This window comes from Georhizobium sp. MAB10, assembly GCF_045012825.1.
Lineage (GTDB): Bacteria > Pseudomonadota > Alphaproteobacteria > Rhizobiales > Rhizobiaceae > Georhizobium > Georhizobium profundi.
Window position 1 is genome coordinate 1,027,314 of sequence record NZ_CP118314.1, and the last position, 12,038, is coordinate 1,039,351.

The 12,038-nt window shown below is 63.9% G+C and carries 10 protein-coding genes and 1 tRNA gene; 4 read left to right on the top strand and 7 right to left on the bottom strand.

What is annotated here, in order from left to right; all coding sequences use genetic code 11:
- The first annotated feature begins 30 nt into the window (after positions 1-30).
- The gene (locus tag PU133_RS04685; RefSeq protein ID WP_404863699.1) at positions 31-1,593 is read left to right on the top strand and encodes a phytoene desaturase family protein; all 1,563 of its coding nucleotides are present in this window, start codon (positions 31-33) and stop codon (positions 1,591-1,593) included.
- An 83-nt stretch (positions 1,594-1,676) separates the two neighbouring features.
- Complete coding sequence (locus PU133_RS04690) at positions 1,677-2,438, top strand: hypothetical protein (RefSeq protein WP_404863700.1); 762 nt, start codon at positions 1,677-1,679, stop codon at positions 2,436-2,438.
- A 134-nt stretch (positions 2,439-2,572) separates the two neighbouring features.
- On the opposite strand, the gene PU133_RS04695 is transcribed toward PU133_RS04690, so the two are convergent.
- Genes PU133_RS04695 through bchI form a run of 5 tightly spaced genes read right to left on the bottom strand, consistent with a single transcriptional unit; the run spans position 2,573 to position 8,911 of the window.
- Positions 2,573-3,643: a phytoene/squalene synthase family protein gene (locus PU133_RS04695; protein ID WP_404863701.1), complete on the bottom strand. Its 1,071-nt coding sequence runs from the start codon at positions 3,641-3,643 to the stop codon at positions 2,573-2,575.
- Positions 3,621-5,144, bottom strand: coding sequence for a phytoene desaturase family protein (gene crtI, locus PU133_RS04700; RefSeq protein WP_404863702.1), 1,524 nt, complete (start codon positions 5,142-5,144; stop codon positions 3,621-3,623). Before crtI ends, PU133_RS04695 begins: the two co-directional genes overlap by 23 nt.
- Complete coding sequence (bchO, locus tag PU133_RS04705; protein WP_404863703.1) at positions 5,145-6,083, bottom strand: alpha/beta fold hydrolase BchO; 939 nt, start codon at positions 6,081-6,083, stop codon at positions 5,145-5,147. It abuts the gene before it with no gap.
- Between the two features lie 6 nt (positions 6,084-6,089).
- Positions 6,090-7,886, bottom strand: coding sequence for a VWA domain-containing protein (locus tag PU133_RS04710; RefSeq protein ID WP_404863704.1), 1,797 nt, complete (start codon positions 7,884-7,886; stop codon positions 6,090-6,092).
- Positions 7,883-8,911, bottom strand: a complete 1,029-nt coding sequence (bchI, locus tag PU133_RS04715) for a magnesium chelatase ATPase subunit I (RefSeq protein WP_404863705.1) — start codon at positions 8,909-8,911, stop codon at positions 7,883-7,885. Before bchI ends, PU133_RS04710 begins: the two co-directional genes overlap by 4 nt.
- Positions 8,912-9,042: 131 nt before the next feature.
- Between bchI and dxs the strand changes: the two genes are divergently transcribed.
- Positions 9,043-10,995, top strand: a complete 1,953-nt coding sequence (dxs, locus tag PU133_RS04720) for a 1-deoxy-D-xylulose-5-phosphate synthase (RefSeq protein ID WP_404864443.1) — start codon at positions 9,043-9,045, stop codon at positions 10,993-10,995.
- A 23-nt stretch (positions 10,996-11,018) separates the two neighbouring features.
- On the opposite strand, the gene PU133_RS04725 is transcribed toward dxs, so the two are convergent.
- Entirely contained in the window at positions 11,019-11,288 is a 270-nt protein-coding gene (locus PU133_RS04725) for a hypothetical protein (RefSeq protein WP_126008216.1), read from the bottom strand.
- A gap of 179 nt (positions 11,289-11,467) precedes the next feature.
- Between PU133_RS04725 and PU133_RS04730 the strand changes: the two genes are divergently transcribed.
- Positions 11,468-11,839, top strand: a complete 372-nt coding sequence (locus PU133_RS04730) for a hypothetical protein (RefSeq protein ID WP_126008219.1) — start codon at positions 11,468-11,470, stop codon at positions 11,837-11,839.
- A gap of 120 nt (positions 11,840-11,959) precedes the next feature.
- On the opposite strand, the gene PU133_RS04735 is transcribed toward PU133_RS04730, so the two are convergent.
- Positions 11,960-12,035, bottom strand: a tRNA-Arg gene (locus PU133_RS04735).
- Positions 12,036-12,038: the final 3 nt, after the last annotated feature.

Consider the following 12,038-nt stretch of genomic DNA (forward strand, 5'->3'; position numbering starts at 1 on the left):
GTAAATTCAAATTTACACAAGGAGCCTTGGTTGGCATCAGCGTCGGACATTGAAGGAGCCGAAATCGTGGTGGTCGGCGCTGGGGTCGGCGGCTTGAGCGCTGCCCTGTCCCTGGCGGGAACGGGTGCGCGCGTCACGGTGGTGGAAGCGCAAGACTATGCAGGCGGTAAGCTGAGAAGCCTGGATGTCGCCGGAGCCGACATAGACTCCGGCCCGACCGTGCTGACGATGCTGGATGTGTTCGAAGATCTGTTCGATCAGGCCGGATTGAGACTGTCCGACTATGTGACGGTCCGGCCATCGCACTGCCTCGCACGGCATTTCTGGCCAGACGGAAGCCAACTCGATCTTTTTGCCGACCTGCAGGAGAGTGCAGCTGCTGTCGCTGACTTTGCGAGCGCCCGTGAAGCGCGCGGCTACATCGATTTCAGCCGCCGGGCCGAAGATGCATATCTCGCGCTCAAGGACAGCTTCATGGCTGCACCGGCGCCCAGCGCGGCTTCACTGACACTGAGCGGCGGCATCGGCGCCATGTTCAAGATCGCGCCGTTTCGCTCGCTCGACGCGGTCATCGGCGATCACTTTAAGGACAGGCGGCTGAGGCAGCTTTTTGGGCGCTACGCCACCTATTGCGGCGGTTCGCCCTATCTAGCCCCGGGGCCGTTGATGACGATCGCCCATGTGGAGCGCGCCGGTGTCTACCTCGTCGACGGCGGCATGGTGCGGCTTGCCGAGGGGCTTGCGCAAGCGTGCCGGGATCGCGGTGTCCGATTTCTGATGGGAAGCCGGGTCGAGCAGATCGAGCCCGATCCTGCAAGCGGTTATCGGCTCCATCTCGGCGACGGCCGCGCGCTCAACGCTCATGCTGTCATTCACAATGGCGACCCGTCGAAGCTGTCGATCACCGGACGTAGCAGAGACACTGCTGCCGCCGTATGTCCGCCGAAGGAACGGTCCCTGTCGGCTCTCACACTGTCGCTTACGGCTATCGCGGAAGGCGTCGATCTCGTTCGCCACAACGTCTTCTTTTCGAGTGACGCTCGCCGCGAGTTTTCCACGCTGTTCGACCGGCGCGAGATGCCGGACGAGCCGACGCTCTATGTGTGCGCGCAGGACCGGGACGACGATGGCTTGCCCACGCCCGGACAACCGGAGCGCCTCTTTGTCCTCGCCAATGCGCCAGCCAATGGCGACGATCATATCTCTGACGATAGGGAGCGCCAGCAATGGCAAGCCACGATCTTGAAGCGCTTGGCGGGGATGGGGCTGACGCTGCGCGAGGTGACGTGCAGGGTGACGATGCCATCGGATTTCGAGGCGCTGTTTCCGGGATCGGGCGGAGCGCTTTACGGCGCGGCGCCGAACGGAGCCATGTCATCCTTTCGACGTCCGAAGGTGCGGACGGCGGTGCCCTTTCTCTACCAAGCGGGCGGGGCGATCCACCCCGGGCCGGGCCTGCCGATGGTGGCGTTATCGGGAATCAATGCAGCGCGGGCGGCCAGGATGGACCTCGCTTCGACGTCCACGTTGGCGAAAACGGCTATTGCTGGTGGTATCTCGACGCAACCAGCGACGATGGCCAGTATGCGCTGACCGTCATCGCCTTCGTCGGCAGCGTCTTCTCGCCCTATTATCGCTTCGCGCGGAGGAACGGTGCGGCCGATCCGGAAAACCATGTGGCGTTCAATGTCGCGCTTTACGGCAAGGGCGCGAACCGGTGGGCAATGACGGAGCGCAGTGTGTCTTCCCTCAGCCGTCATGCAACGCGTTTCTCGGTTGCAGCGAGCAGTGTGGAGCGGACGCCATGGGGGCTTGAGTTTCGCATCGATGAGCGTTGCATGCCCGTGCCGAGGGCGTTGAAGGGCTCGATCAAGGTGCGTTTCGAGGAGGCTTCGCCGGTTGCATTCCCGCTCGATCGTCAGGGAAAGCACAGCTGGCGGCCGCTTGCGCCACGACTGCGGGTCGACCTTGCATTCGGCCATCCGGATCTGCATTGGAGCGGTGACGGCTATCTCGACATGAATTACGGCTCGGAGCCGCTTGAAGCGGCGTTTTCCAGATGGTCCTGGTCGCGCATGCATCTTAGCGACCGGACGCGGCTGCTCTACGATGTGACCGAGCGTGACGGGCGATCCCATTGCGTGGCGGTCGATGCGGTCGACGGCGAGATCGTGCCCTACGAGGCGCCAGGTGTGGAAAGCACCGTCAGCCTTCGCCGGGGCCTCTGGGGTATGGAGCGCTGGACGCGCTGCGATCCCGGCATCAAACCCACGCTGGTGACAGCGCTTGAGGATGCGCCCTTTTATACACGCTCGCTGATCGATGCTTCCATCGGTGGGCGACGCGGCTTGATGGTGCATGAAAGCGTCGATCTGCGCCGCTTCGTCTCACCTGTCGTCCAGGCCATGCTCCCCTTCCGCATGCCGCGGTTCGGTTGACTGCTTCTTTGCGGCCTCCGCACGTTCGCGGTCGTAGCGGCGCAGATTGCGCAGCTCCCGAAAACCGAAGAACAGAGCAAGGCCAAGCACCAGTGTCAGTTCCGCGAAGATGATCCAGCCCGGCGACATCCCCGCTACCCTTCCAGTTGCGCTACGCCGTCGGGTTCTCGACGAGCCTTGAAGGCGCCCAGCAATTGCAGCATGCGCACGACACGAGCGTCATAGCGCCACCATGGCGGAAGCGTATCGACACGCGGAGCGAGGACTTCGGCTTCGACCGCATCGACGAGAAACCGGGTCGCCGTCAACGCCGGTCTGCTCAGACCGTCGAGAGTTGGCGGCGGCATCGCGGCCGCTTTCAAGGCGAGCGCAACTTTACGGCGTTTCGAGATGATGGCGCGCTCATGGACCGGGTCGACGCCGGCGCGAATTTCGTCACCGATCGCGTGATAGAGAAGGCGCGAAGCCTGGATGCCGCGTCGGCAATCTGCGGGCAGTTCGGCGATGCCCGGCAGCGCGCGATCGTAGAGGAATTCGGCGCGGTCGAGCAGCCGAAGCGTCATCCGCCGCACCACATCCGACTGCGCGTCGTCCGGGTTGGCAACGGCGATTTTCGAGAGCCCTTCGCGGCGCAGCCATTCCTCCGGCAGGTAGTTCCGGCCGGCACGTGCGTCCTCGCCGATGTCGCGGGCGATGTTGGTCAGCTGCATCGCCACGCCGAGATCGGCTGCACGGGCGAGCACGAACGGATCTCGCCTTGCCATGACCAGCGTCATCATCACGCCCACCGTGCCGGCGACACGGGCAGCGTAGTTCTCGAGGTCGCCAAGCGTGTCGTAGGTGCGGCCGGCGGCATCCCAGGCTAGACCTTCGATAAGCGCGGCTGGGATCGCTTGCGGGATGGCGAAACGAGCGACGGTTTCGGCGAAACTGCGGTCGACGAAATGGTTTGCGGGTCGCCCGCGATAGATGTTGTCGAGCCGCGCGGTAAGCTCAGCGATTGCCTCCGGGCCGCCACCTGCCTGATCGATCATGTCGTCGGCCATGCGGCAGAACGCGTAGATGGCATAGGCCGGTTCACGCACTTCGACCGGCAGCAGCAGCGACGCGATGAAGAAGGAGTGCGAGCCCTGGCGGATCGACTGCCGGCACTGGGCACAGTCGCGCGGCGTCAGGGGCGATCTAGCGTTTGAAGGCAACGGCATCGGGCACCATCCTGTCGAGCATGCGGGCAGAGGAGATGACGCCGGGCAGGCCGGCGCCTGGATGCGTGCCAGCACCGACGAGGTAGAGGTGTTCAGCGGCGTCGCTGCGATTGTGCGGGCGAAACCAGGCGCTCTGGGTCAGGATGGGCTCGAGCGAGAAGCCGGAGCCATAGGGCGAGAGATAGCGCTCGGCAAAGTCATCGGGAACGGCAATCGCCTCGGTTACGATCTCGTCCCGCAGGCCAGGCAGCAGGGTCGATGACAGACGTTCGATGATGGCGTCGCGGCGTTTTGCCGTTGCTTCCGCCCAGTCGATATTGGCGCCGAGATGGGGCACGGGCGTCAGGGCATAGAAGGCGTCGCATCCCGAAGGCGCAACGGAAGGATCGCTGGCGCTCGGGCGGTGCAGATAGAGGCTGAAATCCTCGGTCAACGGACGGCGCTTGAAGATGTCGTTGAGCAGGCCTTCATAGCGCGGCCCGAGCAGGATGGTGTGGTGGCCGACATCGTCATAGCGCCGCTTGGTGCCGAAGTAGAAAACGACGAGGCCCATGGAATAGCGCGACTTAACCAGTCGTTTCGCCTGGCGTTGGCCATTGGGAAGGAGGGCGCTCGTCACGGCGGGATCGGCATTTGAGATGACGATATCGGCATCGAGCCGCGTGCCGTCGGACAGCCGGACGCCGGAAACTTTGCCGTCCGTCATCGTGATCGCTGCGACTTCGCTGCGCGTGACCGCGAGATTGCCCTGTCCTCGGATGAGCTTCACCAGTCCATCGACGATCTGGCTGACACCGCCTTGCGGATAATGCACGCCCCAACGGCGTTCGAGCGATGGGATCAGGCAGTAGATCGCCGGCGCGCTCAAGGGGTTGCCGCCGATGAGTAGCGGGTGAAAGCTCAGCATGGTGCGCAGCTTAGGGTGCTTTACATGCGCCGAGACGAGGCCGAACACCGACCTGTAGCCCTGGAGCCGCAGCAGATCCGGAGCGATGCGCAGCATGTCCGTCACGGTCGAAAACGGCTGGTCGGCAAGCTGCTCAAAGCCGAGCGCCATGATCTCATCACTGAGCTTCATGAAGCGGCGATAGCCGGGCAGGTCGTCGGCATTCACGCGCCGTACTTCCGCTTCCATGGCATCGCTATCATCGGAGCAGGCGATCATGTCGCCGTCGTCGAAGCGAAGCTTGTAAAACGGCTTCAGGCGAAGCATCTCCACATCGTCCTGCATGCGCTTGCCGCAGAGCGTCCACAGTTCCTCGAAAAGATGCGGCGCCGTGACGATCGTCGGACCGCGATCGAAGGTGAAGCCGTCCTGATGGATGACGCCGGCGCGGCCGCCGAACTCGTCGAGCCGCTCGAGCACGGTTACGCGGTAGCCGCGTGCCCCCATGCGAACCGCCGCGGCAATGCCACCGAAACCGCTGCCGATGACGATGGCGTGGGGACGCTTGTCGTCAGCGGCGAGCTGGGGGCGTTGATTGTCCACGACGGTCAGCATCTATCGATCCTCGCTCGGTTCGGGTCTGCCCGTTCGCGCTGCACCCGTTGCGATGCCGGCATCGCGTGCGAGATGCCGGAGCAGGCGCGCCGCTTCGTCGGGATGTTCCTCGTGATAGAGATGGCCGCCCTCATCGAGGATGAGCGCCGTGATTGCCGGAGACAGCGCGGTGACCGACTGGCTGTCGGCGTAGGGCACAGCCTTGTCGCCTTTCGTCGCGACCAGCATGGTCGTCGTCGTGAGCTTGGCAAGGTCGGTGTTGAGGCTTTCCAGATCCCAGTTGGCCATCATGCCGAGCGTGCCCGCCACGTGGCCGGAATGGCGGAAGAGCGCACGATACAGCGCAACGCCTTCCGGTTCGATCGTCGAGCCCGTGCCGGCGAGCAGCCGTCGGGTGGCATCCATGCTTTCCGCCCGCCAGGCAAAAAGCTTGGGCGCCAGCGGATTGATGAACAGCAACCGCGCCAGCGGCCCATAAATGCCGGAGCCGGCGATCGGGCGGGTGGCGGCATTGAAGCCGACGATGAGCTTGCATTGCGGCAGTCGCCCGTCGATCGCCATGCGCAGCAGGATCGCCGCGCCTGCCGAGTGGCCGGCCGCACCGACGATAGCAAGCTTGAGCTCGCCAATCAGTGCCATGAGCGCGCGCGCCATTCCGGACAGTGTGAGATCGTGCTGGCCGGCACCGTGTGTAAAACCGTGGCCGGGCAAGTCTGGCACGATCACCGTGAAATCACGCGCGAGGTCGGGCAGCATGTGGCGAAAGCTGTGGCTTGCCGCGCCCGTGCCATGGATGAGCAGCAGCGGAGGACCGCTGCCTGCAATCTGCACGTGCCAGGTGAGCGCGCTGGACCGCACGAACCGGCTGTGCTCCCGGTTCGGCCAGTCTTTGCCGAGCACGTTCCAGTCCGGATAGCGGTGGATGGAGAGCGCGTTCATGGCCGTTCAATGCGGCCTGGTATTGGAGGATTGCCGATTAATTCGGCTGCGCACGGCAAGGCTCAGATCCTGCGCGCGGCCGGCGGGAAGCGGCAGATACTCGCCGCCCATGGCCCGTGCAAGATCGGCTGCATGTTCGCGCGGGCGCCGTGCCGTATCGACCAGAACGCTCGAGAGGCCGGCAAGCCGGAACGCGGCGGCCATGCGGCGCGTGTCTGCCTCGGCGCGCTCGCGCCCGGCGGTGCCATCGAGCGCAATATTGGCACGGCCGTCGGTCATCAGGATGGTGATCGCGTTCTGACCTCGCTCCGCAGCCTTGCCGGCAAGGAGACGAGCAAGAGCGAGGCCGCCCGCAAGCGGCGTCGGGCCGCCGCCAGCCATGGCGACGAGCGCGCGCCGTGCGCGCAGCAGCGAGCGGGTGGGGGGCAGAACGATCTCGGCTTGCGCGCCCCTGAAGACGATCAACGCCACGGCGTCGCGCCGGGCGTAGCACTGGCCAAGGAGCGTCTCGATCGCGCCTTTCGCCTCGCCGAGCCGTGCGTGGGCAGATGACCCTGACGCATCGACAGCGAAAATCGCGAGCGTTTCCGAGGGCGCGGAAAAGCGGGTATAGCGAAAGTCCTCGCGCCGGATCGCGATCGGCCGATCGGTCGCAGCATCCGAAGAGGTCGCTGTCCGTCGGATCGTCTGCCAGGGAACCGCAGCGCGCAATGTTGCAACTATATCCAATGCGCTGCGACCATTTTCAGGCCGCGGCCGGGCAGCCAAACGCCGGCCTCGGCTTACGGACCGTTGGCTCGGTCCGCGCTTGCCGGAGGATGCTCCGCCGCGTGCGCCCCATGCTGCGGCAGCGGCTTGAAGCACATCTTCCGGCAGATAGGCGTCGAGGATGTCGACCGCGATTGTTTCGTCGGCGCCGGCATGCTCCGAATCTTCCAGATCGTGCGGCAGGTTTTCGGCTTGATTGCGCTCGGGTTGAGATTCGGCTGCCGTGTCGTCGGGTTGTGGAATGTCCGGTGACTCCGGGTTTTCACCACTGTCGTCTTCGGCGGCGATGGGGGTGAGACCGAAAACAAGGCCGACTGCTTCACGCAGTGCTTCGGTGCTGGCGGTAGCTTCCCCATCCAAATGCGCGAGGATGCGGGTCACGTTCAGAAGATGCGATGGCGCGCGCATGGAGGATCGGTCGAGCGCGAGGGCCAACGCGCAGCAAGCCTCCGTCACCGGCTCCGGCACTTCGACATCGCGCGCGGTTTCCTGACGTGCTGGCAGCGCCGAGGCGGTATCACCCGGTTCGAGAGGCAAGCGTCCCTTGGAGAGATCCAGCGTCAGCGCGACGCGATCGAGCAGGCAGGGATGAACAGCCTCATCCGCCAGGCCTTCGTCGAGGAGCAAGGCCGCGAAGTCGCGCCTATCCAGCGCCGCTGCGATCAATGCGGCCTGTAACGCTGTCAGCCTTTCCGCCATGGCGATGACGAGAATGCCGCTTTTCGCGCACGACAGGATCCCCGAGCGAGCGACCAGTTCGCGTTGCGCCAGTGTCGCGGCAAGGTCGTATCCATCGACGAGATGATCGTCGGCGATCGATGGCGTCATGCGCAGCCAGGGCAGGTGCCTGGGAATGCGCGATCTCAGCAATTCGATGGCAAGGTCCCGCACCGGGCCGGCCTGTGACTTCAGCCGTATCCCGCCGAGCAGCAGCGGATCGGTGGCGAAAACATCCGCAATCCTCGCGATGGCATCGCCGATGTCTGGTGCATCCGGCCGTGGCGCCATCTGGAGATCGCGGGTCTGCGTGGTCATGCCACCGCAACCGATATGGCGGCGATGGCGCGTTCGACACGGATCGACGAGCCGCTTTCGTCCATCGGATCGCGGCGGAGACGGTGCCGCAGGCAGGATGGTGCAACGGCCAGCAGAAGTTCGGGCGTGACACGTTCGCGCTGTTCGTAGGCTGCAAGCGCACGGGCTGCCCGCATCATGGTCAACTCGCCGCGCGAGCCATCGATGCCGAGTTTGATTGCCAGGCCAGCCGCGATTTCGAGGATTTCGTCGCCGACCGCGATTTCGTTCAGTTCCGCGCGGGCCTTGAGGATGCGCTTGGCAAGCGCTGCGTCTTTGCGCGCCCAGCTGTCGAGAAATTGCGCCGGATCGCGCTCGAAGGCATCCCGGCGCTTCACCACCTCGATGCGCTCCGCGATATCGGTGGGCGATGTCACGTCAAGCGACAGGCCGAAGCGGTCGAGGAGTTGCGGCCGCAATTCGCCCTCTTCGGGATTACCGCTGCCGACCAGCACGAAACGCGCCGGGTGGCGCAGGCTGAGCCCGTCACGCTCGACGAGATTGACGCCCGATGCGGCGACATCCAGCAACAGGTCGACCAGGTGATCTTCGAGCAGGTTGACTTCGTCCACGTAAAGGAAGCCGCGGTGCGCCGCCGCCAGCAGTCCCGGCTGGAACGTCTTTTTCCCCTGGGTCAGCGCTGCCTCGATATCGAGCGCGCCCGCAACGCGGTCTTCGCTCGCGCCGAGAGGAAGATCAATGACCGGAATAGGTCGCTTGTCGATCTTGAGGCGTGCGTTCGAATTGCGCTGGCAGTCCGGACAATCGACCGTCGGTGCCGCCGGGTCGCAATTGAAACGGCAGCCGAGCACTGTCCTGATCGCGGGCAAAAGAGCTGCAAGTGCGCGCACGGCCGTGGATTTGCCGGTCCCCCGATCGCCGAGGACCAGCACGCCGCCGATCGCTGGATCGATCGCTGCGAGGAGCAGCGCGCGCTTCATTTCATACTGACCGACAATGGCGCTGAAAGGATAGGTCTGCGGCATCCGCGTCTCTCTTTTCGAAGGTCCAACTGTATGTCGACAGTGACTGTATTATATGTCAATCTTAATTGACATACCCAATCGTTCTTCGGCTATCACAGATTGTCGGAGGTCATGAGGCCGGGAGAGCCATGATGAGCAGCAGGAAGACGCCTTCACGCACGCCGCTTCTCGATCAGGTGTCCGAACCCCGCGATATGAAGCGGCTGAGTGACAGGCAGTTGCGCCAGCTGGCCGATGAACTCCGGCGCGAAACCATCGACGCGGTATCGGTGACGGGCGGCCATCTCGGTGCAGGGTTGGGTGTCGTAGAGCTGACGGTTGCGATCCACGCGGTGTTCGACACGCCGAAAGACCGGCTGATCTTCGATGTCGGACACCAATGCTATCCGCACAAGATCCTGACAGGCCGGCGCGATCGGATCCGGACGTTGCGCAAGGGCGACGGCCTCTCCGGTTTCACCAAGCGCGCTGAGAGCCCCTATGACCCGTTCGGCGCCGCGCATTCCTCGACATCCATTTCAGCCGGGCTCGGCTTTGCCGTGGGCCGCGATTTCCAGGGCAGCGACGACCACGTCATCTGTGTCATCGGCGATGGCGCCATGTCGGCCGGAATGGCCTATGAGGCTCTCAACAATGCCGGCGCGCTCGGCAGCCGGCTGATCGTGATCCTGAACGACAATGCCATGTCGATCGCGCCGCCTGTCGGTGCGATGTCGAAATACCTTGCCCGGCTCTATGCCGCGCGGCCTTTGCAGGACCTGAAGTCGGCTGCGCGCAACGCCGTCGACCACCTGCCGCCGCCGCTCAGGGAAGGGGCCCGACGCGCCCGCACGCTTGTCAAAGGGCTGGTTCCGGGAGCGACGCTGTTCGAGGAACTCGGCTTTTCCTATGTCGGCCCGTTCGACGGACATGATCTTTCGCAGATTCTCCCCATCCTCAGGACCGTGAAGGAGCGATCCGACGGCCCCGTTCTCCTCCACGCCATCACCCGCAAGGGCAAGGGCTACCGGCCGGCCGAGGAAGCAGCTGACAAGTACCATGGCGTTTCCACTTTCGACGTCGCCAGCGGAACTCAGGTCAAGAGCGTGGCCAAGGCGCCGTCCTACACGAAGGTGTTCGCCGATGCGCTGATCCAGGAAGCGGAGCGCGATGCGTCCATTGTCGCGGTCACGGCCGCCATGCCGGATGGCACCGGTCTCGACCGCTTTGCCAAGCGCTTTCCGTCGCGCATGTTCGACGTGGGCATTGCCGAGCAGCATGCGGTGACCTTCTGCGCCGGTCTCGCCGCATCCGGCATGAAGCCGTTCTGCGCAATCTATTCGACCTTCCTGCAGCGTGGTTACGACCAGATCGTGCACGACGTTGCCTTGCAGCGCCTGCCGGTGCGCTTCGCCATCGATCGCGCGGGGCTCGTGGGCGCCGATGGCCCGACCCATGCGGGATCGTTCGATCTCGGCTATCTGTGCAACCTGCCGGATTTCACGGTGATGGCGGCAAGTGACGAGGCGGAACTGGTGCACATGGTTGCAACAGCGGCTTCCCTATCGGACGGGCCCTCGGCGGTGCGCTATCCGCGCGGAGAGGGCACCGGCGTCGACATGCCGGCCGTCGGCCAAGTGCTCGAGATCGGACGGGGGCGGATCGTCAAGGAGGGCACGCAGATCGCGCTTCTGTCGCTCGGCACCCGCCTGCAGGAATGCCTGGCAGCGGCCGAACGGCTCGACGCGATGGGTCTTTCCACGACGGTTGCCGATGCACGCTTCGCCAAGCCGCTCGACGAAGCACTGATCCTGTCGCTGGCGCGCGAACACGCGGTGTTGATCACGATCGAGGAGGGCGCACGCGGCGGGTTCGGTGCGCATGTGCTGCATCTGCTTGCGGAGCGTGGCATCCTCGACCGCGGCTGTCGCATCCGCACGCTGACCTTGCCCGATCGTTTCATTCAGCAGGACAAGCCGGAGGCGATGTATGCGGAAGCCGAACTCGATCGCACCGCCATCCTCGCCGCGGCCGAAGCCGCCATCGGCCTCGGCACGATCGAGCGCCAGCCGGAAATCGTGCGGTTGCATCGGCTGCGGGAATAAGCCGTTTGATCCGCGTAGGGAAGTCAGAAAACGCCGACGGCCAGATGTGCCCAAATCGTGAGCGCGACCAGGATCGCGGCGGCGCTTGCCGCAACGCGCGCTCTCGTCCCAGGCAATAGCCTCACCGACATCTCGATCGCCAACCACACGAAGGCCAGGATTGCGGCTGCGGCCAGGAAATCCTCCACTCCCCAGACGATGTCGGTCGATACCGTCATGGCCAGCGCCGGGAGGAAAAGCATAGCGACAGACACGACGGCAAATGCGCCTCGCCAATGTCCGAGTTTGATCATTGAGGGCATCTCACCGCTCCGCCCAGCGGGCCAACCGCATCAGGCAGGCCAATCGTCGCTGCATATGACGTTGCTCTGTGGCATTTCGGAGATTGTGCACCGCCACAGGCAATGATGACATCTGTATCTGCGCTGCACGGTCCTCGATCATGCCACCTGTCGCGTCGGAGGATCATTGAATGACGGTCAAGAAGGCATCTGTCTTACTCGATTATTGCAGCTTCTACATCTCTGGTATCGATGGAGTGAGGATTCCCCTCGATCACGACTTACGCGGGGTTGTGTCTACTGAAGATTGCATAAATGTCAGCGCTCTTCCCTGGAACGAAGGGGAGACGACTGTAACGCTTGCCCGTTTCGAAGAACTGCAGCCACAGGCTGTTCCGCCGAGATTTGACGGTACGCTCAATACGCCTGACTATCGCGTGGACCTCTTCGACGCGAACATCCCGGAAATTCTTTTTATGGACGTTCCTAGCACGCGGACAAGGGTGCGCATCTGGATGAACCGTCCGCTCCACCCGGATAACGTGATCGTGGCGCTGGGGTGACCGGCACTATTGCCTTGGGTCTGGCCATGCGGAAGTTACCCGCTGGTCGGTATGCGATTGTCCTCCATGTCCGAGGTGCAAAAGTATTACCGACGTCTCCGGGCTGCAAAGTTCCGAGTTTGGTGATCCCGGCAGGATTCGAACCTGCGACACCAGGATTAGGAATCCTGTGCTCTATCCCCTGAGCTACGGGACCACG